Annotated in this window: 25 protein-coding genes; 17 read left to right on the forward strand and 8 right to left on the reverse strand. The window is 61.6% G+C overall.

The genetic code is table 11. From position 1 onward, the window contains the following. Positions 1–28: 28 nt before the first annotated feature. Positions 29–1,906, forward strand: a complete 1,878-nt coding sequence (locus tag FHT28_RS31430; RefSeq protein ID WP_168598362.1) for a DNA polymerase III subunit gamma/tau — start codon at positions 29–31, stop codon at positions 1,904–1,906. Positions 1,907–2,014: 108 nt separating this feature from the next. Continuing rightward, positions 2,015–2,338, forward strand: a complete 324-nt coding sequence (locus tag FHT28_RS31435; protein WP_037199350.1) for a YbaB/EbfC family nucleoid-associated protein — start codon at positions 2,015–2,017, stop codon at positions 2,336–2,338. Positions 2,339–2,359: 21 nt separating this feature from the next. Here the strand turns inward: FHT28_RS31435 and FHT28_RS31440 are convergent, their stop codons facing one another. After that, positions 2,360–2,836: an Lrp/AsnC family transcriptional regulator gene (locus FHT28_RS31440; protein ID WP_168598363.1), complete on the reverse strand. Its 477-nt coding sequence runs from the start codon at positions 2,834–2,836 to the stop codon at positions 2,360–2,362. 110 nt (positions 2,837–2,946) lie between these two features. Between FHT28_RS31440 and FHT28_RS31445 the strand changes: the two genes are divergently transcribed. After that, positions 2,947–3,483 carry an alpha/beta fold hydrolase gene (locus tag FHT28_RS31445; RefSeq protein ID WP_168598364.1) on the forward strand — a complete coding sequence of 179 codons (537 nt, stop codon included), beginning with the start codon at positions 2,947–2,949 and terminating at the stop codon, positions 3,481–3,483. 93 nt (positions 3,484–3,576) lie between these two features. Further along, positions 3,577–4,188, forward strand: coding sequence for a LysE family translocator (locus tag FHT28_RS31450; protein WP_037199268.1), 612 nt, complete (start codon positions 3,577–3,579; stop codon positions 4,186–4,188). Between the two features lie 2 nt (positions 4,189–4,190). On the opposite strand, the gene FHT28_RS31455 is transcribed toward FHT28_RS31450, so the two are convergent. Next, positions 4,191–4,817 carry an MOSC domain-containing protein gene (locus FHT28_RS31455; RefSeq protein WP_168598365.1) on the reverse strand — a complete coding sequence of 209 codons (627 nt, stop codon included), beginning with the start codon at positions 4,815–4,817 and terminating at the stop codon, positions 4,191–4,193. Between the two features lie 57 nt (positions 4,818–4,874). Between FHT28_RS31455 and recR the strand changes: the two genes are divergently transcribed. The 11 genes from recR (at position 4,875) to FHT28_RS31510 (ending at position 18,768) form a co-directional block, all read left to right on the forward strand. After that, the gene (gene recR / locus FHT28_RS31460) at positions 4,875–5,480 is read left to right on the forward strand and encodes a recombination mediator RecR (protein ID WP_037199271.1); all 606 of its coding nucleotides are present in this window, start codon (positions 4,875–4,877) and stop codon (positions 5,478–5,480) included. A 148-nt stretch (positions 5,481–5,628) separates the two neighbouring features. Next, complete coding sequence (locus FHT28_RS31465; protein WP_168598366.1) at positions 5,629–6,936, forward strand: lytic murein transglycosylase; 1,308 nt, start codon at positions 5,629–5,631, stop codon at positions 6,934–6,936. A gap of 160 nt (positions 6,937–7,096) precedes the next feature. Further along, positions 7,097–7,705 (forward strand): ribosome maturation factor RimP, encoded by a 609-nt coding sequence (gene rimP, locus FHT28_RS31470; protein WP_037199273.1) that lies wholly within the window; start codon positions 7,097–7,099, stop codon positions 7,703–7,705. A gap of 62 nt (positions 7,706–7,767) precedes the next feature. Beyond that, the gene (gene nusA / locus FHT28_RS31475) at positions 7,768–9,372 is read left to right on the forward strand and encodes a transcription termination factor NusA (protein WP_037199275.1); all 1,605 of its coding nucleotides are present in this window, start codon (positions 7,768–7,770) and stop codon (positions 9,370–9,372) included. After that, positions 9,369–10,061, forward strand: coding sequence for an RNA-binding protein (locus tag FHT28_RS31480; RefSeq protein WP_037199277.1), 693 nt, complete (start codon positions 9,369–9,371; stop codon positions 10,059–10,061). Before nusA ends, FHT28_RS31480 begins: the two co-directional genes overlap by 4 nt. A gap of 101 nt (positions 10,062–10,162) precedes the next feature. Then, positions 10,163–12,889 carry a translation initiation factor IF-2 gene (gene infB, locus FHT28_RS31485; protein WP_168598367.1) on the forward strand — a complete coding sequence of 909 codons (2,727 nt, stop codon included), beginning with the start codon at positions 10,163–10,165 and terminating at the stop codon, positions 12,887–12,889. Positions 12,890–13,251: 362 nt separating this feature from the next. Then, entirely contained in the window at positions 13,252–13,674 is a 423-nt protein-coding gene (rbfA, locus tag FHT28_RS31490; protein ID WP_037199280.1) for a 30S ribosome-binding factor RbfA, read from the forward strand. A gap of 12 nt (positions 13,675–13,686) precedes the next feature. Further along, positions 13,687–14,619, forward strand: a complete 933-nt coding sequence (gene truB / locus FHT28_RS31495; protein ID WP_168598368.1) for a tRNA pseudouridine(55) synthase TruB — start codon at positions 13,687–13,689, stop codon at positions 14,617–14,619. 172 nt (positions 14,620–14,791) lie between these two features. Next, positions 14,792–15,061, forward strand: a complete 270-nt coding sequence (gene rpsO, locus FHT28_RS31500) for a 30S ribosomal protein S15 (protein ID WP_034512717.1) — start codon at positions 14,792–14,794, stop codon at positions 15,059–15,061. 325 nt (positions 15,062–15,386) lie between these two features. Continuing rightward, a complete protein-coding gene (gene pnp, locus FHT28_RS31505; RefSeq protein ID WP_037199355.1) occupies positions 15,387–17,525 on the forward strand; it encodes a polyribonucleotide nucleotidyltransferase in 2,139 nt (712 codons plus the stop codon). Positions 17,526–17,751: 226 nt separating this feature from the next. Beyond that, positions 17,752–18,768, forward strand: coding sequence for a class I SAM-dependent methyltransferase (locus FHT28_RS31510; RefSeq protein WP_037199282.1), 1,017 nt, complete (start codon positions 17,752–17,754; stop codon positions 18,766–18,768). A gap of 53 nt (positions 18,769–18,821) precedes the next feature. Here FHT28_RS31510 and FHT28_RS31515 read toward each other — a convergent pair whose 3' ends face one another. The 5 genes from FHT28_RS31515 to fabA form a co-directional block, all read right to left on the reverse strand. Then, complete coding sequence (locus tag FHT28_RS31515) at positions 18,822–20,033, reverse strand: acyltransferase (RefSeq protein WP_168598369.1); 1,212 nt, start codon at positions 20,031–20,033, stop codon at positions 18,822–18,824. 157 nt (positions 20,034–20,190) lie between these two features. Then, complete coding sequence (locus tag FHT28_RS31520; protein ID WP_092576518.1) at positions 20,191–20,769, reverse strand: GNAT family protein; 579 nt, start codon at positions 20,767–20,769, stop codon at positions 20,191–20,193. Positions 20,770–20,845: 76 nt separating this feature from the next. Continuing rightward, positions 20,846–21,652 carry an enoyl-ACP reductase FabI gene (fabI, locus tag FHT28_RS31525; protein WP_047561157.1) on the reverse strand — a complete coding sequence of 269 codons (807 nt, stop codon included), beginning with the start codon at positions 21,650–21,652 and terminating at the stop codon, positions 20,846–20,848. 4 nt (positions 21,653–21,656) lie between these two features. Then, positions 21,657–22,880 carry a beta-ketoacyl-ACP synthase I gene (gene fabB, locus FHT28_RS31530; protein WP_037199286.1) on the reverse strand — a complete coding sequence of 408 codons (1,224 nt, stop codon included), beginning with the start codon at positions 22,878–22,880 and terminating at the stop codon, positions 21,657–21,659. A gap of 54 nt (positions 22,881–22,934) precedes the next feature. Beyond that, complete coding sequence (fabA, locus tag FHT28_RS31535) at positions 22,935–23,450, reverse strand: 3-hydroxyacyl-[acyl-carrier-protein] dehydratase FabA (RefSeq protein ID WP_037199288.1); 516 nt, start codon at positions 23,448–23,450, stop codon at positions 22,935–22,937. Positions 23,451–23,747: 297 nt separating this feature from the next. Here fabA and irrA point away from each other — a divergent pair, with 297 nt between their 5' ends. Beyond that, entirely contained in the window at positions 23,748–24,167 is a 420-nt protein-coding gene (irrA, locus tag FHT28_RS31540; RefSeq protein ID WP_037199290.1) for an iron response transcriptional regulator IrrA, read from the forward strand. Between the two features lie 81 nt (positions 24,168–24,248). Here the strand turns inward: irrA and FHT28_RS31545 are convergent, their stop codons facing one another. Further along, complete coding sequence (locus FHT28_RS31545; protein WP_037199358.1) at positions 24,249–24,884, reverse strand: trimeric intracellular cation channel family protein; 636 nt, start codon at positions 24,882–24,884, stop codon at positions 24,249–24,251. Between the two features lie 144 nt (positions 24,885–25,028). On the opposite strand from FHT28_RS31545, the gene FHT28_RS31550 reads away from it, so the two are divergent. After that, a complete protein-coding gene (locus FHT28_RS31550) occupies positions 25,029–25,505 on the forward strand; it encodes a hypothetical protein (protein ID WP_037199291.1) in 477 nt (158 codons plus the stop codon). Positions 25,506–25,558: the final 53 nt, after the last annotated feature.

Genomic DNA, 25,558 nt, shown 5'->3' on the forward strand with positions numbered 1-25,558 from the left:
CCGGCTTTCTGCGGGCAACAGCAGGGCGATGAGCGACAGCGAGCGACAAGCAAAAGATGCCGCCTCGACCGGCACCGGTTACCGGGTGCTGGCCCGCAAGTACAGGCCCAAGGACTTCACAGATCTTATGGTCGGCCAGGAGCCGATGGTCCGCACGCTCACCAACGCGTTCGAGACCGGGCGCATCGCGCAGGCCTACATGCTGACCGGCGTGCGCGGCGTCGGCAAGACGACGACCGCCCGCATCCTTGCCCGTGCACTCAACTACAAGACATCGGACATCGATCGCCCAACGATCGATCTGCGCGAGCCAGGCGAGCATTGCCAGGCGATCATGGAAGGCCGGCATGTCGATGTCATCGAGATGGACGCCGCCTCCCATACGGGTATCGACGACATCCGTGAGATCATCGAGCAGGTGCGCTACCGGCCGGTATCGGCGCGCTACAAGGTCTACATCATCGACGAAGTGCACATGCTGTCGACGGCCGCCTTCAACGGCCTGTTGAAGACGCTGGAAGAACCCCCCGAGCATGTGAAATTCATCTTCGCCACGACAGAAATCCGCAAGGTGCCGATCACGGTCCTGTCGCGCTGCCAGCGCTTCGACCTGCGCCGCATCAGCGCGTCCGATCTTGTGGGACTGTTCACCACCATCGCCGGCAAGGAAGGCATCGAGGTAGAGCCGGAAGCGCTCGCCATGATCGCCCGGGCCGCCGAAGGCTCGGCGCGCGACGGTCTGTCGCTGCTCGACCAGGCGATCGCCCACGGCAGCGGTTTTGTTGCAGCCGATGCCGTGCGCTCGATGCTGGGACTTGCCGATCGCGCCCGCATCGTCGATCTCTTCGGCCACATCGTCAAAGGCGATGTTTCGTCCGCCTTGGCTGAGTTCAACAGCCAGTATGAGGCCGGCGCCAACCCCGTCGTCGTGCTGACCGACCTTGCCGATTTCACCCATCTCGTCACCCGCCTGAAATATGTGCCCGATGCCGCCGACGATCCGTCGCTGAGCGAAGTCGAGCGCATAAAAGCGTTGGAGTTTGCGCAGGGCGTGGCGGTGACGGCACTGTCGCGCATCTGGCAGATGCTTCTGAAGGGCATAGCCGAGACCGAGAACGCGTCGCGGACTGCCGGTGCTGCCGAAATGGTATTGATACGGCTGGCGCATGCCGCGCATCTGCCCGCACCGGAAGATGCCGCGCGCAGGCTTGTGGAATTTTCTGATGGCAATGGCGGTGCTCGCCCACCGTCGGCATCCCCCATCGGCAGCGGCGGAGGGACACCGGTTTCCTACCAGGGCACTGCCATGGCGAGAGCCGTCGAAACACCAGCGCCACGACCCGCGCCCTCGGCGCCGGTTGCCATGTTGCGTTCGGTGCCGAATACGCAGCCGGATTCGCAACCCGTGGGACGTATTGAGCCGAGGCCGACCGAAGCGCCAAAGCCGCTCGTGCCGATCAATTCGATGGCCGATATCGCCGAGCTTGCCGGCCAGAAGCGCGATCCGAAGCTGAAGGTGCTGGTGCGCACCTTCGTGCGCCCCGTACGGCTGGAGCCGGGCCGGCTCGACGTCAACCTGACATCAGGCGCTCCCGGCACACTGCTGAACGAGCTTGCCGTCAAGCTGAAGGAATGGACCGGCATCCACTGGATTGTCAGTCTCAGCCGCGACGAAGGCGAGCCGACGCTGGTGGAAGCCGAAGCGAACGCGCAGAAGCAGCGGGTCGCCGATGCGCGGCAGGACCCGGATGTCGCGGCGATCCTGTCGCAGTTTCCCGGTGCAAAGATCATCGACGTACGCGTGCGGGCACCGGAGACGGAAGAAGAGGAGGAGCAGACAACCGCTCCAGCCATCGCAGAATCCGTCGACGGGGATATTCTGCCGGGCGACGACATAGAATTCTAGGAGTAGGATGAACGGCAGCGGAACCGCATGGGCTCGACGCCTGGAGCGGCCTTCGCATCCCATCCTCACCAATTACGCTGACGATACGCAAAAGAAGGACCAATGACGATGCGTGACATCATGGGCATGATGGGCAAAGTGAAGGAAATGCAGGCCAAGATGGAGAAGATGCAGTCGGAAATCGCCGACATTCGCGTCGAAGGCAAGGCCGGCGGCGGCCTCGTCACCGTCACCGTCAACGGCAAGAGCCAGATGCTGGGCATCAAGATCGATCCGTCGCTCTTCAAGGAAGACGATGTCGAGATCCTCGAAGACCTGATCGTCGCCGCCAACAAGGATGCCCAGGAAAAGGCCGAGGCGATCGCCGCCGACAAGACCCGCGAGCTGACCGCCGGCCTGCCGATCCCGCCCGGTTTCAAGCTGCCTTTCTGAGATCGGCGCCCAAAGGCTCCCTCACCGGGCGATCGTCTTGCGGATCAATTCGCGGCCGATCGGCTTTACCGGTTCGTTCCGCAGCACCAGCGACGTCGTCACCGCGCCATGGCGGGCGATGGAATCGACGATGGTTTCAAGGTTGGCGGCTGTCGGCACGAGGACCTTGAGCAGGAAACAATCCTCCCCCGTCAATCTGAGAACTTCGATGATCTCGGGCATTTCCGAAAACTGCTTCAGGCATGGACGGATATGCTCATGCGAGGTGCGAAGCCGGATGACCGCCATCATGCCGAGCCCGACCGTAGCGGGATCGACGACGGCACGATAGCCTGCGATCACACCTCGCTCTTCCAGCCGCTTCAACCGCTCCGATGCCGCCGGTTGCGAAAGGCCGACGCGGCGACCGAGTTCCGATACCGAGATCCTTCCATCCCGCTGCAGGATCTCGATCATCGACATGTCGGTCGGGTCCAACTCCTTCTCGGCGCCTTCCATTTTCCACCTTTAATTCATCGGTTGGAGAAGATTTTATCCAATGGATTGCAATGTCAATTGCTTGAGCGACGTGTCAGTTTTTCTCCACCAGATAGCGAGAGAGGACAGAGATGAGCGATATCATCATGCTGCCGGGGCTTGGTGGCTCCGACGGAGATCATTGGCAGACCTTGTGGGAGCGGCAGGATCCGCACATACGGCGATTCCAGCCATCGAGCTGGGACAGACCGATCCTCGCAGACTGGATCGCAGCGCTCGAACGGGAGATCGCCCGCTCGAAAACGCCGCCGATCCTGATCGCTCATAGTCTTGCCTGCCAGCTGATCGCGCATTGGGCACCCGTCCAGAAAACGCCGATCCTTGGTGCCTTCGTTGTCGCGCCACCCGATCCGACCGGTGAGGTCTATCTGACTGGGGCCGGCAGTTTCGCCAATCCGCCGCGGCAACGGCTGCCGTTTCCGTCCATGCTCGTCACCAGCACCAACGATCCCTACGGCCCCTACGATTATTCCCGGGATAGCGCCGAAATCTGGGGCAGCGAGTTTGTGAGTGTGGGGCCACTCGGTCATATCAATTCAGCATCCGGGCTGAGCGATTGGCCTGAGGGCAAGGCATTCTTCGAGCGATTTCGCGCGCAACTCGGCTGAGGAGGACATCGGGAATTTGGAAAACGGCAGCCAGGGTGCTATTTCTGGGTGTCTTCCATATGCCTTCTGGCCTACCCGATCGGAGAGAATGCGATGAGCCTGTCGATGCTGCTTGTTTTTGCCGGTGCACTGTTCATCGCGGCCGGATCGCCGGGGCCGAACATCGCAGCACTCGTAGCACGCGTGCTCACCAAGGGCGCCCGCAATGTGTTGCCCTTTCTCTCCGCCATGTGGCTGGGCGAAGCGATCTGGCTGACCTGCGCCGTTGCGGGCCTTGCGACCATCGCCGAAACCTTTCACTGGGCCTTCGTGGTGATCAAATGGCTTGGCGTCGCCTATCTTCTCTATCTCGCCTGGAAAATGTGGTTTGCGGCCTCGGACACGGCAGAGGAACAGCTGCCAGACGAACCATCAGCCGCGCGGCTTTTCCTCGCCGGCTTCACGGTGACCATGGGCAACCCGAAGATCATGGTGTTCTACGTGGCACTGCTGCCCTCGATCATCGATCTTCATGCCGTCACCCTTTCCGGCTGGGCCGAGCTTGTGGCGACGATGTTCGTGGTGCTTGTTGTCATCGATCTTTCCTGGGCAATGCTTGCGGCAAAGGCGAGGACGTTCCTGAAGAGCCGCCGCGCCGTCCGCATCGCCAATCGCGCCAGCGCCGGCACCATGGCGGGTGCCGCCGTGGCGATCGCCATGCGGTGAGCCTAGAGATTACCGGCGTCGCCCTCGAGCATGGCCCTCAGCTTGTAGTGAATGGGCGCCGCCAGATAACGCGCTCGATCCTGCGGCGATAGTTGCCTGCCGAAAGTCGCCATCATTTCCGGCATGGTGACGGGGCTGCCTGCATAGGGAACGTAGGTCACGAAGGCGCCCGCTGCTACGGTGCCGCCTTGGACGACACGACAGTAGATGCCGGGGCGCCCCGCACGCGTATAGCGTCTCACGAATTTGGGATCACCCATCTTCGCGGCGAAGGTCGCGCAGGGAATACGAGCCGAGGTGGCCTCCAGAACAAGATTGCCGGCTATGAATCTATCGCCGACGGCGACTGCGCAATTGTCGAGCCCTTCGATGACGAGATTTTCGCCGAACGTGCCGGGCTCCAGAGGGCGCCCGAGTTCTTTCGCCCACCAATCCAGCGTCAACGATCCCTCGACATAGACGGCCTGGTCGCGGCCGCCGTGATGCTCGCGATTGCAGATCGCATCGCCGATCAGACCTTCCTCGTCGATCATGACGCCGCCGCTCACGGCATGCTTGTTGATGCCGGTCCTGCTTTTCCTGCCGGGCAGCGTTTCGGCGGCGCCGACGCAAATGGCCAGAATTTTCATCGGCCAATCATCCCTTCCGTGATTCCGTTCCTTGAGCTTATGGGCTAAAAGCCTCCCATGGCAAAGCGAGTCACCGGCCCCGAAATCGAAAAACTCATCCAGCTTCTGGCGAAAGTGCCGGGGCTTGGGCCTCGCTCGGCGCGGCGCGCGGCTCTGCACCTGATCAAGAAGAAGGACCAGCTGCTCGGGCCGCTTTCCCACGCCATGGGCGAAGCCTATGACAAGGTGAAGATCTGCTCCCGCTGCGGCAATGTCGATACCGTCGATCCCTGCACCGTGTGCACCGACGACCACCGCGACCAGTCTGTCATCATCGTCGTCGAGGATGTGTCCGATCTCTGGGCGCTGGAGCGGGCCGGCGCGATGAATGCCGCCTACCATGTGCTCGGCGGCGTGCTGTCGCCGCTCGATGGCGTCGGCCCCGACGATCTCAATATTCGCGGACTGATCGCGCGGGTCGCCGAAGGCGGCGTCCGCGAGATCATCATCGCCGTCAACGCCACGGTGGAAGGCCAAACCACAGCACACTATATAACCGACCAGCTTGCCGGTCTTGAGATCAAGATCACCCGGCTGGCCCATGGGGTGCCGGTAGGAGGCGAGCTCGATTATCTCGACGAAGGCACGCTGACGGCGGCGCTGCGGGCACGGACGGCGATTTGAGGAGAGGCAGAGCATGAGGAGAGTGCGCACCCCCCTCTGTCACTTCGTGACATCTCCCCGACAGAGGTGGAGATTGGTAACCCGGAGCTCTGTCTTCACCAAACAATCAGCTGCTGCATCTGCAGAAACTTCGGACCGTCGATATGGCATGAAGCGCGCCGCCCACGATCTCCCCCCTTCTGGAGGAGATGTCCCGAAAGGGACAGAGGGGGGTATCGCGCGACATATTCTGCGGCTGCTCATCCTCCTCCTGACCCTCCTCCCCTTGCCCACGTTTGCCGCCTCGAAGGCCGATGTCGAAGCGCAGTTCCAGAGCTGGCTGCAGAAGGATCTCTGGCCCCAGGCGCAAAAGGACGGGATATCCGACAAGACCTTCCGCGCCGCCTTTGCCGGTATCACGCTGAACTGGGACCTGCCGGATCTCGTACCCCCGGGCTTTCCAAAGCCCCAGGAGCAGAAGCAGACGCAGGCCGAATTCTCCTCGCCCGCTCCGTATTTCAACGAGGCGCGGCTGCAAAAGCTGGCAGCGACCGGACGGAGCCTCGCTTCGCAATATGGCCCGGTGCTGCAGCGGATCGAGAAGACCTATGGGGTGCCGGGGCCGATCCTGCTGGCCATCTGGGGCCGCGAGACCGGCTTCGGGGCCGCGAAGCTGCCGAATTCGGCGATCCAGGTGCTGGCGACCAAAGCCTTCATGTCGACCCGCAAGGACATGTTCCGCACCGAGCTTATCGCGGCATTGCGCATCCTCGACCATGGCGACGTCACGCCCGATCAGTTCATGGGGTCCTGGGCAGGCGCGCTTGGCCAGCCGCAGTTCATGCCCACCAGCTACCTGAAATATGCTGTCGATTTCGACGGCGACGGCCATCGCAACATCTGGACCTCGGTGCCGGATACGCTGGCATCCATAGCCAACTATCTGGTTCAGAAGGGCTGGCAGCGCGGCCGCAGCTGGGGCTATGAGGTCGCCATCCCGCAGGCTGTTTCCTGCGCCCAGGAAGGGCCTGATCTCGCCAAGCCGATCTCGCACTGGGCATCGCTCGGCATCACCAGGATTTCCGGCAAAACCTTTCCATCAGACGAATTGCGCGCCAGCGGCATGATGCTGGTGCCGGCCGGCCGCGACGGACCCGAGTTCATCGTCACGCCGAATTTCTACGTCATCAAGGAATACAACAACTCCGACCTCTACGGCATTTACATCGGCAACCTCGCCGACCGGATCGCCGCCGGCAGCGGCGCCTTCCAGGGCCAATGGGGCGATGTCGGCAAGATGCTGCGCTCCGATGTCGCCGGCATGCAGAAGACTTTGGAGCGCAAGGGCTACGACGTCGGCGGCACGGATGGCCTGCCCGGCTACAAGACGAGACGGTCGATAGGCCAATGGCAGGAAAAGAGCGGCATGAAGCCCACCTGCTATCCCGACAGTTCGATGCTCGGCGTACTGAAATAGGCAGCCGAGCAGGTTTCGGCGCGAAAGCCTTGCAATTTGCCGGAAACGGGCTTATATCCGCATTCAAATTCTTGATCGTGTGATGAAGAGTGGGCCGCAAGGACCCGCTCTTTTTTATTAGCTCGATCTCCCAAATGCAGTAGCCTGCAGGAGTGAACGCTTGTCGGAAGTGACAAACGCAGACAATACCAATGAACCGCGCCTGATCGTCGAAACCGGCCTTGACCAGCGCGTCGCCGCCATCATCGAGCCCGTGATCGTCGGCATGGGCTTCCGCCTGGTGCGCGTGCGCCTCCTGAACCAGAACGGCCTGACGTTGCAGGTGATGGCCGAGCGCAACGACGGCACCATGACCGTTCAGGATTGCGAAGAAGTCTCGACGGCGATTTCGCCTGTGCTTGATGTGGAAGATCCCGTCGATAAGGCGTATCATCTGGAGGTTTCTTCGCCCGGCATCGACCGGCCAATGGTGCGCAAGTCGGATTTCCGCCGCTGGATCGGCCATATCGTCAAGTGCGAGACCTCGATCCTGGTTGATAACCGCAAGCGCTTTCGCGGCAAGATCGCCGACGTCAACGACGATGGTTTCACGATCGAACGCGATCAGGTTGCCTATGGCGAGGAACCGAAGGTGACCATTCCGTTCAGCACGCTGGCCGAGGCCAAGCTGATCCTGACGGACGATCTCATCCGCGACGCGCTGCGCGCCGACAAGCTGGCGAAAGCCGAGGCAGCGAACCAGAACGAAGCGGACGACGAAGAAGAATAATCGATCAACGAACCGCCTGACGGAACGGGAACCCAAGGGCAGGAAGACGGAGACTAAAAACAATGGCAGTCAGTGCGAACCGGCTAGAACTTCTGCAGATCGCAGATGCAGTGGCGCGCGAAAAGGTCATCGACCGCGAGATCGTGCTTGCCGCAATGGCAGACGCGATCCAGAAGGCCGCGCGCTCGCGTTACGGCTCGGAGTCGAACATCCGCGCCGACATCAACCCGAAGACCGGCGAAATCCGGCTGCAGCGCCTGCTCGAAGTCGTCGAGAAGGCCGAGGACTATTCCACGCAGATCCCGCTGGAACTGGCCCGCGACCGCAACCCGGATGCAGCTCTTGGCGATTTCATCGCCGATCCGCTGCCGCCGATGGATTTCGGCCGCATCGCCGCCCAGTCGGCCAAGCAGGTCATCGTGCAGAAGGTGCGCGAAGCCGAGCGTGACCGCCAGTTCGACGAATTCAAGGATCGCGTCGGCGAAATCGTCAACGGTACGGTCAAGCGCGTCGAATACGGCAACGTCATCGTCGACCTCGGCCGTGGCGAAGGCATCATCCGCCGCGACGAGATGATCCCGCGCGAGAACTTCCGCTACGGCGACCGCGTCCGCGCCTATGTCTACGACGTTCGCCGCGAGCAGCGCGGTCCGCAGATTTTCCTGTCGCGCACGCATCCGCAGTTCATGGTCAAGCTCTTCACCATGGAAGTGCCTGAAATCTACGACGGCATCATCCAGGTGAAATCGGTTGCCCGCGATCCGGGCTCGCGCGCCAAGATCGCCGTTATTTCGAACGACTCGTCGATCGATCCGGTCGGCGCCTGCGTCGGTATGCGCGGTTCGCGCGTCCAGGCCGTCGTCGGCGAGCTGCAGGGCGAAAAGATCGACATCATTCCGTGGTCCAACGAGCCGGCGAACTTCGTCGTCAATGCGTTGCAGCCGGCTGAAGTCTCCAAGGTCGTTCTCGATGAGGACGCCGAGCGCATCGAAGTCGTGGTTCCGGACGAACAGCTGTCGCTGGCGATTGGCCGCCGCGGCCAGAACGTCCGCCTTGCTTCGCAGCTGACCGGCTGGGACATCGACATCATGACGGAAGCCGAGGAATCGGAACGCCGTCAGAAGGAATTCAACGAGCGCACCAACCTTTTCATGGACGCGCTCGATGTCGACGAGATGGTCGGCCAGGTTCTGGCTTCCGAAGGCTTTGCCGCCGTCGAGGAGCTGGCTTATGTCGAACTCGACGAAATCGCCTCCATCGACGGTTTCGACGAAGAAACCGCCCAGGAAATCCAACAGCGCGCCCGCGAATATCTGGAGCGCCTGGAAGCTGAAATGGACGAGAAGCGCAAAGCACTCGGCGTATCCGACGAGCTGCGCCAGATCAACGGTATGACCGCGCAGATGATGGTCGCCCTCGGTGAGGACGGCATCAAGACGATCGAGGACTTCGCCGGCTGCGCCGCCGACGACCTCGTCGGCTGGAGCGAACGCAAGAACGGCGAGACGAAGAAGTTCGAAGGCCTGTTCTCCAAGCTCGAAGTCTCGCGTGTCGAGGCGGAGCAGATGATCGTGCAGGCTCGTCTGTCGGCTGGCTGGATCACGGAAGCCGATCTCGCCACTGAGACCGAAGAGGTCGCGGAGGATGAAGCCGAGCAAGAAGCATGACGATCACCGAGAGGCCGAGCGCACCGCCTGAAGACGAAGATCTCGGGGGTGACGGCGCAAACGGTCGCACGTGCATCGTAACACGCGAAAGCGGATCGCCCGACGAGTTGATCCGCTTCGTAGCCGCTCCTGACGGGACCGTTGTTCCCGATCTGAAGCGGCAGCTGCCGGGACGCGGCTGCTGGGTCAAGCTTGACCGGGCACTCGTGGACAAGGCGGTAGCGAAGAAATTGTTTTCTCGCGCCTTGAAGGCGGAGGTGACGGCACCGAGCGATCTCGGCGCCATCGTCGACCGCCTTCTTGTGGCGCAGCTTGCCGGGATGATGCACATGGCGCGCAAAGCGAGCCAGTTCGTCAATGGCTCGTCAAAGGTAGATGGCTCCGTTCGCAACGGTTCGGCACTCGCCGTGTTCCATGCGATCGATGCCGCCGCCGACGGCGTCCGCAAGATCGACCAGGCACGAAAGGCCTGGCATCTCGGCATGGAGACCGAAAAGGAAATACCGTCATTCCGTGTCTTCACGGAGGCGGAAATGGAAGAACTGATGGGCCAGAATGCTTTTATCCATGCCGCAGCGCTTGCAGGGCGGGCGGGTGAAGGTGTAGTGAAGCGCGCAAACCTGCTCGAACGGTACCGCAACGGCGGTCAGTCCCGGGCAACGGGCGGCGCTGGCCGGCGAAAACAATGACGCGGTCACCGGCCTATGCCGGACGCCTCATTAAGGTACATGCATTGAACGACAGGGTCTGACGGACGTTTCCGAGCCCTGTCCGAAGGAACAGGAACGGAATGACCGACAATCAAGACGACAAGACGCTGAGTGTTTCGGGTAAGAAGACCCTCACCCTGAAGCCTTCAGGCGTAAACCAGGGCACCGTGCGCCAGGACATGGGCCGCGGTCGCACCAAGGCGGTCGTGGTTGAGACCCGCAAGCGCCGCCCCCTACGCCCCGAAGACGAAAAGCCGATCGCGGCTTCGACGACGGCTGCCGCAACGCCATCCGTGACGCGCGTCGCGGAACCGACGCCGCAGCCGCCGCGCCCGCCGCAGCCCGCTCCGCGCATTCATCAGCCCGGTGGCCAGCAACAGCGGCCGGGACAGCCCAACCAAAGCTATCAGCAGCGGCCGCAGCAGGAACGCTCGTCGCGACCGGTGGTTCTGAACCATCTGTCTGCCGATGAAATGGACGCGCGCCGTCGCGCACTCGCCGACGCCCAGGCCCGCGATGCCGCGGACGCCGTCCGCCGTGCCGAGGAAGAAGCGCGCCGCGCCGAAGAGGAAGCCGCCCGTCGCATCGTGGAGCAGGCCGAAGCCGCCCGCCGCGCCGAAGAAGAAGCTGCCCGTGCCGTAGAGGCAAAGGTCGAAACGCCCGCACCGGTGGAAGCACCGAAGCCGGACGTGCAGGCGGCCGCGGCTCCTGTCGTTGCTCGTCGCCCGGATGCGGCTCCGCAGCCGGCGCGCCCCGGCGCGCTGCCCGTGGAAGCACCGGCCAATCGTCGTCGGGTCAATGAAGAAGAAACCGATCGCGGCCCGCCGCGTGGTGGCCCTCCGGCGCGCGGCAAGGTCACGCGCCCCGAGCCGGCAAAGCCGGTCACTACGCGTCCGAAGACCGACGAAGAACGTCGTCGCGGCAAGCTGACGGTAACGACGGCCAATGTCGACGAAGACGGCAGCGCTCGCGGCCGCTCGCTTTCGGCCATGCGCCGCCGCCAGGAAAAGTTCCGCCGCAGCCAGATGCAGGAAACGCGCGAAAAGATTTCGCGTGAAGTCGTGCTGCCGGAAACAATCACCATCCAGGAGCTGTCGCAGCGCATGTCCGAACGCGCCGTCGACGTCATCAAGTTCCTGATGAAGGAAGGCCAGATGCTGAAGCCGGGTGACGTCATCGACGCCGATCTGGCAGAGCTGATCGCCAACGAATTCGGTCATACGGTCAAGCGCGTTTCAGAATCCGACGTCGAACACGGCATCTTCAACGTTGCCGACGAAGACGGCGAACTGGTTTCCCGTCCGCCTGTCGTTACCATCATGGGTCACGTCGACCACGGCAAGACCTCGCTGCTCGACGCCATCCGCCACGCCAACGTGGTGGCCGGCGAAGCTGGCGGCATCACCCAGCATATCGGTGCCTATCAGGTCGAGCAGAACGGCCAGAAGATCACCTTCATCGATACCCCTGGCCACGCCGCCTTCACGGCAATGCGTGCTCGCGGTGCCCAAGCGACCGACATCGCTATCCTGGTCGTTGCGGCCGACGATAGCGTGATGCCGCAGACGATCGAATCGATCAACCACGCCAAGGCGGCGGGTGTTCCGATCATCGTGGCGATCAACAAGATCGACAAGCACGAAGCCAACCCGCAGAAGGTTCGCACCGAACTGCTGCAGCATGAAGTCTTCGTCGAATCCATGGGCGGTGAAGTGCTCGACGTGGAAGTCTCCGCGAAGAACCGCACCAACCTCGACAAGCTGCTGGAAGCCGTGCTGCTGCAGGCGGAAATCCTTGATCTCAAGGCCAATCCGAACCGCACGGCCGAAGGCACGGTCATCGAAGCCCAGCTCGATCGCGGCCGCGGCTCCGTTGCGACGGTGCTCATCCAGAAGGGCACGTTGCGCCCCGGCCAGATCGTCGTTGCCGGCGATCAGTGGGGTCGCGTACGCGCGCTGGTCAACGACAAGGGCGAGCATGTGAAGGAAGCCGGCCCGGCCATGCCGGTCGAGGTACTCGGTCTTTCCGGGGCACCGCAGGCCGGCGACAAGTTCGCTGTCGTCGAAAACGAAAGCCGCGCCCGCGAAATCTCGGAATACCGCCAGCGTCTCACCCGCGACAAGGCGGCTGCCCGCCAGTCGGTCCAGCGCGGTTCGCTGGAACAGATGATGATGACGCTGCAGGCCACGGGCACCAAGGAGTTCCCGCTGGTCATCAAGGGCGACGTGCAGGGCTCGATCGAAGCCATTGCCGGCGCGCTGGACAAGCTCGGCACCGACGAGGTTCGCGCCCGCATCGTCCATTCGGGCGTCGGCGGCGTGACCGAATCCGATATTTCGCTGGCCGGAGCTTCCGACGCGGCGATCATCGGCTTCAACGTCCGCGCCAACTCGCAGGCTCGCACGCTCGCAGAGCGCGAAGGCATCGAAATCCGCTACTACAACATCATCTACGATCTGGTGGATGACGTGAAGGCGGCGATGTCGGGCCTCTTGTCTCCGGAGCGCCGCGAAACCTTCCTCGGCAATGCCGAGATCCTCGAGGTGTTCAACATCACGAAGGTCGGCAAGGTCGCGGGTTGCCGCGTCACCGAAGGCAAGGTCGAACGTGGCGTCGGCGTCCGCCTGGTGCGCGACAACGTCGTCATCCACGAGGGCAAGCTCAAGACGCTCAAGCGCTTCAAGGACGAAGTCTCCGAAGTCAACGTCGGCCAGGAATGCGGCATGGCCTTCGAAAACTACGAAGACATCCGCGCGGGCGATACGATCGAATGCTTCCGCGTCGAGCACATCACGCGCACGCTGTAAGCGGCCTTCCTATTGGCTGGATATCAAAACCGCCGGTCATCGCCGGCGGTTTTTTATTGGGTTCGAAGAGGCTGGAGAAAGGCGCGCGGCTCATGACGACAACGTCTGAAGACAATGATCGGATCGTCGTTTCCTACGTTCGTCAACCGGACGAGCATATCGCGGTCATGCGACAGGCGGGACGCCGTCTCGCGGTACGCCGCACCCCGAATGCTTACGACAGATGGGGCCTAGGATGCCGCATTCCAGCGGATTCTGGGCTTCTGGAAGGCAGAACGGGCCATCCAGCCTTGACCTTTGCGCCGGATCGAGTCATGTGACCCGCTTTATAGCGTCCAAGGGACGCTGCTAACGGAAAAACCATGACCAGACCAACTTCTTCCGCGCCCTCGCAGCGTATGCTTCGCGTCGGCGAACAAGTGCGCGCCGCGATCACGCAGGTCCTGCAGCGCGGCGAAGTGCGCGACGACCTGATCGAGCGCACCGTGATCTCCATTTCCGAAGTGCGCATGTCGCCGGACCTGAAGATCGCCACCGCCTATGTGACGCCGCTCGGCGTCGCCGACCACGACATCGTCATCGACACGCTCAATCGTCATTCGAAATACATCCGCGGCCGTCTCGGGCCGCTGCTCCGGCAGATGAAATACATGCCGGAAGTCCGCTTCCGCGACGATACCAGCTTCGACAACTACAAGAAGATCGATGCGCTGCTGCGCTCGCCGGAGGTCCAGCGCGATCTCAATGACGGCGATGCTGACACCGATACCGACAAAAACCGATAACAGAGACAGAGAATGTCCAAACCACGCAAGCCCAAGGGCCGCCCGATTTCGGGCTGGCTCATCCTCGACAAGCCGGTGGATTTCGGCTCGACCGAGGCCGTTTCCAAGATCAAGTGGCTTTTCAAGGCGCGGAAGGCGGGCCATGCCGGCACGCTCGATCCGCTTGCCTCCGGCATGCTGCCGATCGCGCTTGGCGACGCCACCAAGACGGTCCCCTACGTCATGGACGGCCGCAAGATCTATGAATTCACCGTCACCTGGGGCGAAGAGCGCGCCACGGACGATCTCGAAGGCGAGGTGACGCAGACGTCAGACAAGCGCCCGGGCGAAGAAGACATCCGCGCGCTGCTGCCGCAATATACCGGTGTCATCAACCAGATCCCGCCGCAGTTCTCGGCCATCAAGATTGCCGGAGAACGCGCCTACGACCTCGCCCGTGACGGCGAGACGGTCGAGATCCCCTCGCGCGAAGTGGAGATCTTCCGCCTGACGCTGCTTGCCTGCCCAGATGCCAATACGGCGCATTTCGAGGTGGAGTGCGGCAAGGGCACCTATGTCCGGGCGCTTGCCCGCGATTTCGGCCGCGATCTCGGCTGCTACGGCCATATTTCCAGCCTGCGCCGCAGTTTCGTCGCCCCCTTTGCGGAGGAGGCGATGGTGCCGCTCGCCAATCTGGTGGCGCTCGAAGCAATCGAGGATGCCGACGAGCGGCTGGCGGCCCTCGACGCGCTGCTGATCGACACGGCCGAAGCCCTGTCGTCGCTGCCGCACCTCGTCATCAACGACGATCAGGCGCACCGTTTGAAGATGGGCAATCCTATTCTGGTCCGCGGCCGCGATGCGCCGGTCGCCGAAACGGAGGCCTATGCCACCGCGCGCGGCAAGCTGATCGCCATCGGCGAGATCGGTGAGGGGGAATTCCGACCGAAGCGGGTGTTCGTGTAAGCGCCGCCTTCTCCCGGCCGGGAGAAGGAAAAATCGCGGCTCTTCCCTTTGCATGTCAAATGGTCTATAGGCAGCGCCAGCATCGGGCATGCCTGATTGCATTCGCGGCCAATGCTGGACGACATCCCGGCTTTTGGCGACTTTAATTTCCTCTCATAGAAAGGACTATCCGATGTCGATCACTGCTGAGCGCAAGGCTGCGCTGATCAAGGAATATGCGACCGTCGAAGGCGACACCGGTTCTCCGGAAGTCCAGGTTGCTATCCTGACCGAGCGCATCAACAATCTCACAGGCCACTTCAAGGACCACAAGAAGGACAACCACTCCCGTCGTGGACTCTTGACGATGGTTTCCAGCCGGCGCTCGCTTCTTGACTATCTCAAGAAGAAGGACGAAGGCCGTTATACCAAGCTGATCACCAGCCTCGGTATCCGTCGCTAATCGAATTTCCGGCGGGCGTTCTCCTGAACGTCCGCCGGATGCTTATGAAGGGTATGAACCCTTGAGACGAGTTTCCCTAGCGCCTTGTGTTTGCGCGATGTGAAACCGCCGGCAGGCCGGATGGGCCGGTCCTGCCAACAACAACCGTTGACCTGTCATGGGGCAGGATTGCCGGATGCTTTCAGCCGAGGCTTCGCGCTTCGGCCGATCTTCGAAAGCCTCTCGTTGTCTTGCCCGTGATGCGTCACATTTCGTGCGGTCGAAGATGCACCTTGCCGAACTCATTGGCGACGGCGCCTTTTCCCGCACAATGCAAGGACAAGATATGTTCGATATCCATACCGTCGAAATCGAGTGGGCCGGTCGCCCGCTGAAGCTCGAAACCGGCAAGATCGCCCGCCAGGCCGATGGCGCTGTCATGGCAACCTACGGCGAGACCGTGGTACTTGCCACCGTCGTTTCCGCCAAGTCGCCGAAGCCAGGCCAGGATTTCTTCCCGCTCACCGTCAACTACCAGGAAAAGACCTACGCAGCCGGCAAGATCCCCGGCGGCTACTTCAAGCGCGAAGGACGTCCGAGCGAAAACGAAACCCTCGTTTCCCGCCTGATCGACCGCCCGATCCGCCCGCTCTTCCCGGAAGGCTACAAGAACGACACGCAGGTCGTCGTCACCGTCATCCAGCATGATCTCGAAAACAATCCCGACATCCTGTCGATGGTTGCCACTTCGGCAGCGCTCACGCTCTCCGGCGTTCCGTTCATGGGCCCGGTCGGCGGTGCCCGCGTCGGTTACATCAACGGCGAATACGTGCTCAACCCGCATCTCGACGAGATGGACGAATCGAGCCTCGACCTCGTCGTCGCCGGCACGCAGGACGCCGTTCTAATGGTTGAGTCGGAAGCCAAGGAATTGCCCGAGGACGTCATGCTCGGCGCCGTCATGTTCGGCCATCGCGGCTTCCAGCCCGTCATCGACGCGATCATCAAGCTCGCTGAAGTCGCGGCCAAAGAACCGCGCGATTTCACGCCGGAAGATCACTCCGAACTCGAAGCCGAAATGCTCGGCATCGCCGAAGCCGAGCTGCGCACCGCCTACAAGAACACGCAGAAGGCTGAGCGCTACGCTGCCGTCGACGCCGTCAAGGCCAAGGTCAAGGCACACTTCTTCCCGGAAGGCGTCGAGCCGAAGTATTCGGCCGAAGTCATCGGCGCCGTCTTCAAGCACCTGCAGGCCAAGATCGTTCGCTGGAACATCCTCGACACGTCGAGCCGTATCGACGGCCGCGACCTGTCGACCGTTCGCCCGATCGTTTCGGAAGTCGGCCTCCTGCCGCGCACGCACGGTTCGGCGCTGTTTACCCGCGGTGAAACGCAGGCAATCGTCGTCGCCACGCTCGGCACCGGCGAAGACGAACAGTACGTCGACAGCCTGACGGGCATGTACAAGGAGCGCTTCCTGCTCCATTACAACTTCCCCCCCTACTCGGTTGGCGAAACCGGCCGCATGGGTTCTCCGGGTCGTCGCGAAATCGGTCACGGCAAGCTCGCCTGGCGCGCTATCCGCCCGATGCTGCCGACGGTCGAACAGTTCCCCTACACGCTGCGCGTCGTCTCCGAGATCACCGAGTCGAACGGCTCGTCCTCGATGGCAACGGTTTGCGGCACCTCGCTCGCTCTGATGGACGCCGGCGTTCCGCTGGCCAAGCCGGTTGCCGGCATCGCCATGGGTCTGATCCTGGAAGGCGATCGTTTCGCCGTTCTCTCCGACATTCTCGGTGACGAAGACCACCTCGGCGACATGGACTTCAAGGTCGCCGGCACGGCCGACGGCATCACCTCGCTGCAGATGGACATCAAGATCGCCGGCATCACCGAAGAGATCATGAAGGTCGCTCTCGGCCAGGCACAGGGCGGTCGCACCCACATCCTCGGCGAAATGTCCAAGGCAATCACCGAAAGCCGCGGCCAGCTCGGCGAATTCGCACCGCGCATCGAAGTCATGAACATCCCGGTCGACAAGATCCGTGAAGTCATCGGCTCGGGCGGCAAGGTCATCCGCGAAATCGTCGAAAAGACCGGCGCGAAGATCAACATCGAAGACGACGGCACCGTCAAGATCGCCTCGTCCTCCGGCAAGGAGATCGAAGCGGCCCGCAAGTGGATCCACTCGATCGTCGCCGAGCCGGAAGTCGGCCAGATCTACGAAGGTACGGTTGTCAAGACCGCCGACTTCGGCGCCTTCGTCAACTTCTTCGGCGCCCGTGACGGCCTCGTCCACATCTCGCAGCTCGCTTCCGAGCGCGTTGCGAAGACGCAGGACGTCGTCAAGGAAGGCGACAAGGTCTGGGTCAAGCTGCTCGGCTTCGACGAGCGCGGCAAGGTCCGCCTTTCCATGAAGGTCGTCGATCAGGCGACCGGCCAGGAACTCGCCGCCGACAAGAAGAAGGATGACGCGGCCGAATAAGCCGCGCCTTCATTCACGTTCCGGGGCGCGGAATTCGTTTCCGCGCCCTTTTTATATTATTGCTGTCGGCTTGGCCCGCGTTCGCTGAAACTATGTGCCCGGCCCCTCACCCTAGCCCTCTCCCCGCATAGGCGGGGAGAGGGCTAGGGTGAGGGGCAAGCATGGAATACGACGATGGCGCACATATCCGACAATCGAAACCCATTCCCATGACGAGATAACGCCTATGAGCCGCGACGCCCTGAAGACCCTGTTTCATCCCTTTGCCTCTGGCACCATTGACGCGCCCGGCGAGGGCAAGCGGATCCTTTTTCTCGCAGCGGAGGCGGGCTTTTCGCTGCCTGACGGATTTACCGCGGAACTTTCGGCCGTTCAGGGCTTCCGCCCCTTCTATCGCCAGCTGCAAGCGCAGCGGATCAACGTGACGCCGGAGATCGAGGGCGGCGACTATGACGGCGCACTGGTCCTTTGCGGCAAGCACAAGGGCGAAAACGAAGACCATATCGCCGAAGCGCTGTCGCGCGTTAGGGAAGGCGGCCTCATCGTGGTCGCCGGCGGCAAGGAAGACGGCATTCAGCCGCTGCGCAAGCGCATGGAAGGCTTCGGCCTCGCGGTCGAGTACATGCCGAAATATCACGGTGTCGCCTTCTGGTTCGCGCGCCCCGCTGACATCAAGGTGATGACGGCGCAGCTTGGCAAGCCAGCTACACGCGTCGACGACCGTTTCACCACAACGCCTGGCATGTTCTCCCATGACCGGATCGACGCCGGCTCGGAACTGCTCGCCTCGCGCCTGCCGACCGACTTTACCGGCGATGCCGCCGATTTCGGGGCCGGCTGGGGTTATCTTTCCGTTGAACTTGCGACGAAGTCGCCAAGAATCGCCCGTATCGACCTCTATGAGGCCCATTACGGCGCGCTAGAGGCTGCACGCGCCAATCTGCTGGCCAATTGCCCGAAGGTCGCCCAGCGCTTCTTCTGGCACGATCTGGCGAGCGAGCCGGTCAAGGACAAGTACGACCTGATCGTCATGAACCCGCCCTTCCATGAAGGCCACGCCGCCGAACCTTCGCTCGGCCAGGCGATGATCAAGACTGCCGCCTCGGCGCTGCGCAGCGGCGGCCGCCTGATGTTGGTCGCCAATCGCGGCCTGCCCTATGAGCCGGTGCTGGCAGAAAGCTTCAAGGAGCATGGCGAAACCTGCCGCAATGCCCGCTTCAAGGTGCTCTGGGCGAAGAAATAAGCAAAGCAGAGGCGGTCATTGGCCGCCTTTTTTGTATGTGCAAGCATATAGGCTCAGCGCGAGCGAGGTACGAGATGATCCCGCAGATGCAGGAAGCTTCTCTCGACGACAAACCAGAGCGCCGCCGCCACGATGAAGCATGTGGCAACATAGATCACGAAGCCGGACAGGCCCTGAAGATTTTCCCGGCCAAAGACCATCCTGTCGAGCTGATAGACGGCCTTATGGGTCAGATACAGGCTGTAAGATAGGGTCGCGATGCCTGTGATCGCCGGAGGATGCCAGCGCCCGATCTTCGGCTGCAGATCCAGCATGGCGCCGAGGATCAATGTTACTCCGGCCGAAAACAGCGGGAGCCCGCCGACTGCGCCGGGGAAAGGCTGGAGCAAAAGCGGCAGATTGGTCTCGGCAAACGGCCCTCGCCCGGAAAAGATCATCAGGGCAGCCGTGGCAAGAATGCTGCCGATGACAAGGGCGATATAGGGCGGCATGTACCGCTCCCACAGCAACGGCCTGAACAGCCGAACGGCGGCCAGAACGACACCTAACGTCAAGCCATCAAGCCGATTGTATGTCGGGTAGTAGATATCCCTGAGATAGGCCGCAAAGGCTTGGCCATATTCATGCACTTCCGCAGGCGCGCCGACCAAGCTCTGCCAGATCGCAAACCGCAAACCCATGCCGGCAATGACGATTGTCGCTGCGAGAATGGCAATGAAAACCATCGTCGCGCGGCGTTTCAGCAGGAAAACGAGAACCGGCAGAATCAGATAGAAATGCGTTTCGACGCTCAATGACCACGCCTCGGTGAACGCACCGCCAGAGCGAGGATCGAGCCCGAAGTTGAGTGTGGAGGTGAGGAACCGCCAGGCCGGCTGCATCGTCGGCGTATCGCGCAGAGACGGAATGAACGTGTAGAGGGCGAGGACCACTAGAAATGCCGGCAATATGCGGAAGGCCCGGCGCAGATAGAAGCTCTTGAAATCGACGCTGTCACGGCGCGCCGCTTCCGCCATCAGCTGGGTGCCGATAAGGAAGCCGCTGAGCACGAAGAATATGTCGACGCCGAGCCATCCATAGGGCCTGATGCCCACAAGCGGCAACGGCGTCGCCTCGGCCGGCAGATGCAGCAGCATGACCAACAGGATGGCGATGGCGCGCAATATATCCGGCCCCAGCGCTCTCGTGCCGGCAATGGCATCGAGCGATGTCGTCTCGTCCGGTGGAACGAGCGACTTGGAATTGACAACAGCTATGGTGTTCACGGCTGGGGTTCCCGTAAATGGTCAATGAACGCCGATGGACATGCAGGCAATACTGTTGAATGCGCTTGGTGTATCGCAAATCCGGCCGGTGGTAACGGACCATCCCCGGCAAGATAGAATTAACCTAAAGTTTTCGTAAAATTTTAGCCAATGCGGGTTAACGCGGCCGATTCGGCGCTCTTGCAGCCCATTCGTGGCTCAGCAGGGCATAAATATATTCATCGCCCCATATGCCGTTGAAGCGGTCGTTCTCGACCAAATGCGCCTCGCGGCGCAGGCCCAGCCGCTCGACAACGCCGACCGATCCGGCGTTCTTCGCATCCAGCCGCGCGAAGATTCGATGGAAGCCGAATTTTTCGAAACCGAGGGTGATGATGGCCGCAGCGGCCTCGGTGGCGTAGCCCTTGCCGGCATAAGCCGGATTGAAGATGTAGCCGAGCTCGGCCTGTTGGGCAGCCTTGCTGACGAGCTTGAGGCTGACCTGACCCATCAGCGCATCATCCTCGCGCCGAACAACCGCGCAGCGCAGAATATCGCCATCTTCCGACAAGCGCGTGTTCAAGCCGGCATCGAAATGCTCCCGCATCGCGTCTGCCGACGGAGGGTCGCTGTAGAGGTAACGATAGACGACGGGAAGGGAGCGATAAGCGCTATAGGCTTCGAAATCCTCCGGCACAAAACCGCGGAGGATGAGACGTTCGGTGGATGCGAGAGCTTCGGCGGCAGCATACGCCATCGGTAATCCTCTGTAAGGATATCCGGAAATTTGATCCTCCCGGCCGATGACCGGGAGGACGATTCAGATCAGCATATTATTCGGCGTCGGCCCTCGACAGCGTTTCCAGCGTCGGCATCGAAGTGATGTTGTAGCCGGCATCGACGAAATGGATTTCGCCGGTAACGCCTGCCGACAGATCCGACAGGAGATAGAGCGAGGACGAGCCGACCTGATCGATGGTGACCGACTTGCGCAGCGGCGCGTTGCGTTGGTTCCAGGAGAGAATGGCGCGGGCATCGGAAATGCCGGCGCCGGCCAGCGTGCGGATCGGGCCGGCGGAGATGGCGTTGACGCGGATGCCTCGCGGGCCGTAATCGGCAGCGAGATAGCGCACGGAGGCTTCCAAAGCCGCCTTGGCGACACCCATGACGTTGTAATTCGGGATCACGCGCGTCGAGCCGTTATAGGTCAGCGTCAGCATGCTGCCGCCTTCGACCATCAGGTCGGCGGCGCGCCTTGCGATCTCGGTGAAGGAAAAGCAGGAAATCACCATGGTGCGCGTGAAATTATCCCGCGTGGTGTTGGCGTAGAGGCCCTTCAGCTCGTTCTTGTCGGAGAAGCCTATGGCGTGGACGATGAAATCCAGCTTGCCCCAGCGCGTCTTGATCTCTTCGAAGACGGCATCGACGGAAGCCAGATCCTCGACGTCGCAAGGCAGAAGGAAGTCCGAGCCGACTTCGGCTGCAAGCGGCTTGACGCGCTTGCCGAGCGCTTCGCCCTGAAAGGTGAATGCCAGTTCCGCGCCTTCGGCTGCGAGCGCCTTCGAAATGCCCCAGGCAATGGAATGATTGTTTGCGACGCCCATGATGAGGCCGCGCTTACCCTGCATGATTCCGGTCATTGCGTTATCCGTTGTAGCGCTGGAATACGAGCGTGGCGTTGGTGCCGCCGAAGCCGAAGGAATTCGAAAGAGCGATATCGATCTTGGCGTCGTCGATGCGCTTGCGCACGATCGGCACGCCGGCAAATTCCGGGTCGAGTTCGGCGATATGGGCGCTCTCGCCGATAAAGCGCTCCTGCATCATCAGGATCGAATAGATCGATTCCTGAACACCTGCCGCGCCGAGCGAATGGCCCGTCAGTGACTTGGTCGACTGAATCGGCGGGATCTTGTCGCCGAACACTTCGCGAATCGCGCCGATTTCCTTGCTATCGCCCACCGGCGTCGAGGTGCCGTGGGTGTTGACGTAGTCGATGTCGCCCTTCACCGTGGCCATTGCCTGGCGCATGCAGCGTACAGCTCCCTCGCCCGACGGTGCCACCATGTCGTAGCCGTCGGAGGTGGCCCCGTAGCCAACGACTTCAGCGTAGATCTTGGCGCCGCGTGCCTTGGCGTGTTCCAGCTCTTCCAGAACCAGCACGCCGGCTCCACCGGCGATGACGAAGCCATCGCGGTTGGCGTCATAGGCGCGCGAGGCGGTTTCCGGATGATCCTCGTTGAACTTGGAAGACATGGCTCCCATGGCGTCGAAGAGGTTCGACATGGTCCAGTCGAGATCCTCGTGACCGCCGGCGAACATCACGTCCTGCTTGCCCCACTGGATCATTTCGGTCGCATTGCCGATGCAGTGCGCCGAGGTCGAGCAGGCAGACGAGATGGAATAGTTGACGCCGTGGATCTTGAACCAGGTCGCGAGCGTCGCCGATGCCGTCGACGACATCGACTTCGGCACGGCGAAAGGACCGATGCGCTTCGGGCTGTTGTTCTTGCGGGTAATGTCGGCGGCTTCGATCAGCGTGCGGGTCGACGGGCCGCCGGAGCCCATGATGATGCCGGTGCGCTCGTTGGTGATATCACCTTCCTCGAGGCCGCTGTCGGCGATCGCCTGCTTCATCGCGACATGGTTCCACGCGCCGCCCTGCGACAGGAAGCGCATGGCGCGGCGATCGACCAGTTCGGTCGTATCGATCTTCGGCGCACCCCAGACCTGGCACTTGAAGCCGTGCTCGGCGAAATCGGGGGAGAAAGAAATGCCGGACTTGGCTTCGCGCAGCGAGGCGGTCACTTCTTGAGCATCGTTTCCAATCGAAGAGACAATACCCAGACCCGTAACAACTACCCGTCTCATGTCGATGACCTTTTCTTAAACAGTCTGTCTTTGTGGAGGCGGCAACGCCGCAGTTCAGGCAACCTTGTCCTTTGACAGGCCTACACGCAGGTCTGACGCCTGATAGATGGTTTCGCCGTCGGCCTTCAGCCAGCCATCGGCAGTGCCGAGAACGAGGCGGCCGCGCATGACGCGCTTGAAGTCGATGCCGTATTCGAGGAGTTTCGTCTCCGGACGAACCATGCCCTTGAACTTCACTTCGCCGGTCGAAAGTGCCATGCCGCGGCCGGGTTCACCGAGCCAACCGAGGAAAAAGCCGGTCAGCTGCCACATGCCGTCCAGGCCAAGGCAGCCCGGCATGATCGGATTGCCGGCAAAATGACAGGGGAAGTACCAGTCGTCGGGACGCACGTCGTATTCGGCGCGAATATAGCCCTTATCGAAGGTGCCACCGGTTTCGGAAATATCTGTAATGCGATGGACCATCAGCATCGGTGGCAGGGGAAGCTGTGCGTTGCCGGGGCCAAACAGTTCGCCGCGGCCGCAGGCCAGGATTTCCTCGTAGTTGAAGCTGGATTGTCTCGTCGTCATAAAAATTCCGTTTCCCCCGCATGAATGCCGATGGATGTGAAGCTTTAGTGCAAGATCGACAGAAAATGAAGCGCAACCATCACACTCTCACTCCACCATCCAATCGAACCCGCTAGCCCTTATGTGGTGGTCGCATACAGGAACGCCAGAGCTGCGACCAGTGGCAAATGCGGCAAAAGCCCGATTTTTCCGGCTTTTGAGCACCTTCCCACCCCATCGAAACTATTGAAAGCGATCAAGGCAAAAGTTATATGGCTTAGTGAAGAATAATAGAAATCTGGAATCCGGAGTCCCTGAATGGCGGAAGAGGCCGAAATCGCGATCGAGACCAGGCTGCGCAATGTCGGCTTGAGACCGACCCGGCAGCGGATCGCGCTGGGTGATCTCCTTTTCGCCAAGGGCGACCGGCATCTGACGGTCGAGGAGCTTCACGAGGAAGCAGTGGCCGCCGGTGTGCCCGTCTCTCTCGCGACCGTCTACAACACGCTGCATCAATTCACCGAAGCCGGCATGATCCGCGTGCTCGCCGTCGAGAGCACTAAGACCTATTTCGACACCAACGTCTCCGATCATCATCACTTCTTCGTTGAAGGCCACAACGAAGTGCTGGATATTCCGATCAGCAATCTGACGATCGGCAACCTGCCAGAGCCGCCGAATGGCATGGAAATCGCCCATGTCGACGTCGTGATCCGCCTGCGCCGCAAGCAGCGATAAGAGGCAGTAGGCAGTAGGCAGTAGGCAGTGGAATTGTTTCACGGCCTTTTGCTATTGCCTAATTCCTATTGCCTCCCTGTCTCACATCACATCGTCGGGATGCCTGCCGGGCTTGTGATGATAGGTCGGGAAGGTCCAGCCAAACCAGAGCGCTCCGCCGCGCACGGCGAAGGCCGCGGCAACACCGAGCCCGGCCGACGCATAGAGCGGCAGCATCGTTGAATTGGCTGCGGTGAAGACGCCGGCGCCGACGAGCGCGGCCGTCACGTAGATTTCCGGCCGCAGCAGCACCGATGGCTCGTTCGCCAAGAGATCACGCAGAATGCCGCCGAAGGTCGCCGTCAGCGCGCCGGTGACGATGGCAACCGTGGGCGAGCCTGTCGCCGCCATGCCCTTCGCCGCCCCCATCACGCAATAGGCCGACAGCCCCACCGCATCGAGCCAGATGAGCAGCCGATAACGCGATTCGAACAGATGCGCGGTGAAGAAGAACAGCACGCCGACGATGGCGCAGATGATGATATAGGTCGGGTTCAGCACCCAGAAGACCGGCACCCGGCCGAGGATGATATCCCTGAGCGTGCCGCCGCCGATGCCGGTGACCGCCGCAAAAAACAGAAAACCGATCAGATCGAGCTGCTTGCGCGAGGCAGACAGCGCGCCGGTGGCAGCGAAAAGGGCGACGCCGGCGTAATCGAGAAACGAGAGAAGCGACATCGGGAACTCCAACAGGACGCCGGCGGCGATTTTCATGAAATGAATCACGACGGCAAGGGCCGCGCAAGCAGGCGCGTGTAAAGATGTCGCAGCGGTTACGGCGACCAACGTGGCCGCGACGGCGCTTCGAAGAGGAAATTTCCCGTGAAATCCCTGCTGATCGTGATCCTCAATCTCATCACATTCGTGATCATGCCCGCGACGGCGCTGGCGCAGCAGTCGATTCTTCAGGATCCGGTGGCGTTCGAGAAGGATCACTTCACCAAGACCTGCGACGGCCAGGTGAGCTTCGGCGATCATTTCGCCACCGAGCAGGATATCAACAACGACACGCTGACCGATATCGTCATCAACGAAGGCGAGATCACCTGCAAGGGCGAAAAGGGCCCCTATTGCACGGATGAAGGCTGCCCCTACAATTTCTACGTCCATGTGGCCGAAGGCGGCTACCTGATGATCGCCACGGCGCAGATCTACGGCTACGATTTCATCCAGCGCTTCGGCAACATGGTGCTGGTCATGAAGATGCACCCGCACTTCTGCGACCGCACCGGCGGCGACCCCTGCGAGATCACCGTCAGGGTGCGCGGCGTCAAATTCGTCACCATCTCGAAGAAATAGCCATCAGGGCGCGGGCACGTAATTATACGGTCCGGACACGTGGTTACGGTCCG

Origin of the sequence: Rhizobium sp. SG570 (genome assembly GCF_012275345.1) — a bacterium.
Taxonomy (GTDB): domain Bacteria; phylum Pseudomonadota; class Alphaproteobacteria; order Rhizobiales; family Rhizobiaceae; genus Rhizobium; species Rhizobium lusitanum.

What these genes read in the sequence shown, in the direction of transcription:
- FHT28_RS31430 (WP_168598362.1), top strand. Translation starts at nt 29, where the DNA reads ATGAGCGACAGCGAGCGACAAGCAAAAGATGCCGCCTCGACCGGCACC.
- FHT28_RS31435 (WP_037199350.1), top strand. Translation starts at nt 2,015, where the DNA reads ATGCGTGACATCATGGGCATGATGGGCAAAGTGAAGGAAATGCAGGCC.
- FHT28_RS31440 (WP_168598363.1), bottom strand. Translation starts at nt 2,836, where the DNA reads ATGGAAGGCGCCGAGAAGGAGTTGGACCCGACCGACATGTCGATGATC.
- FHT28_RS31445 (WP_168598364.1), top strand. Translation starts at nt 2,947, where the DNA reads ATGAGCGATATCATCATGCTGCCGGGGCTTGGTGGCTCCGACGGAGAT.
- FHT28_RS31450 (WP_037199268.1), top strand. Translation starts at nt 3,577, where the DNA reads ATGAGCCTGTCGATGCTGCTTGTTTTTGCCGGTGCACTGTTCATCGCG.
- FHT28_RS31455 (WP_168598365.1), bottom strand. Translation starts at nt 4,817, where the DNA reads ATGAAAATTCTGGCCATTTGCGTCGGCGCCGCCGAAACGCTGCCCGGC.
- recR (WP_037199271.1), top strand. Translation starts at nt 4,875, where the DNA reads ATGGCAAAGCGAGTCACCGGCCCCGAAATCGAAAAACTCATCCAGCTT.
- FHT28_RS31465 (WP_168598366.1), top strand. Translation starts at nt 5,629, where the DNA reads ATGAAGCGCGCCGCCCACGATCTCCCCCCTTCTGGAGGAGATGTCCCG.
- nusA (WP_037199275.1), top strand. Translation starts at nt 7,768, where the DNA reads ATGGCAGTCAGTGCGAACCGGCTAGAACTTCTGCAGATCGCAGATGCA.
- FHT28_RS31480 (WP_037199277.1), top strand. Translation starts at nt 9,369, where the DNA reads ATGACGATCACCGAGAGGCCGAGCGCACCGCCTGAAGACGAAGATCTC.
- infB (WP_168598367.1), top strand. Translation starts at nt 10,163, where the DNA reads ATGACCGACAATCAAGACGACAAGACGCTGAGTGTTTCGGGTAAGAAG.
- rbfA (WP_037199280.1), top strand. Translation starts at nt 13,252, where the DNA reads ATGACCAGACCAACTTCTTCCGCGCCCTCGCAGCGTATGCTTCGCGTC.
- truB (WP_168598368.1), top strand. Translation starts at nt 13,687, where the DNA reads ATGTCCAAACCACGCAAGCCCAAGGGCCGCCCGATTTCGGGCTGGCTC.
- rpsO (WP_034512717.1), top strand. Translation starts at nt 14,792, where the DNA reads ATGTCGATCACTGCTGAGCGCAAGGCTGCGCTGATCAAGGAATATGCG.
- pnp (WP_037199355.1), top strand. Translation starts at nt 15,387, where the DNA reads ATGTTCGATATCCATACCGTCGAAATCGAGTGGGCCGGTCGCCCGCTG.
- FHT28_RS31510 (WP_037199282.1), top strand. Translation starts at nt 17,752, where the DNA reads ATGAGCCGCGACGCCCTGAAGACCCTGTTTCATCCCTTTGCCTCTGGC.
- FHT28_RS31520 (WP_092576518.1), bottom strand. Translation starts at nt 20,769, where the DNA reads ATGGCGTATGCTGCCGCCGAAGCTCTCGCATCCACCGAACGTCTCATC.
- fabI (WP_047561157.1), bottom strand. Translation starts at nt 21,652, where the DNA reads ATGACCGGAATCATGCAGGGTAAGCGCGGCCTCATCATGGGCGTCGCA.
- fabB (WP_037199286.1), bottom strand. Translation starts at nt 22,880, where the DNA reads ATGAGACGGGTAGTTGTTACGGGTCTGGGTATTGTCTCTTCGATTGGA.
- fabA (WP_037199288.1), bottom strand. Translation starts at nt 23,450, where the DNA reads ATGACGACGAGACAATCCAGCTTCAACTACGAGGAAATCCTGGCCTGC.
- irrA (WP_037199290.1), top strand. Translation starts at nt 23,748, where the DNA reads ATGGCGGAAGAGGCCGAAATCGCGATCGAGACCAGGCTGCGCAATGTC.
- FHT28_RS31545 (WP_037199358.1), bottom strand. Translation starts at nt 24,884, where the DNA reads ATGTCGCTTCTCTCGTTTCTCGATTACGCCGGCGTCGCCCTTTTCGCT.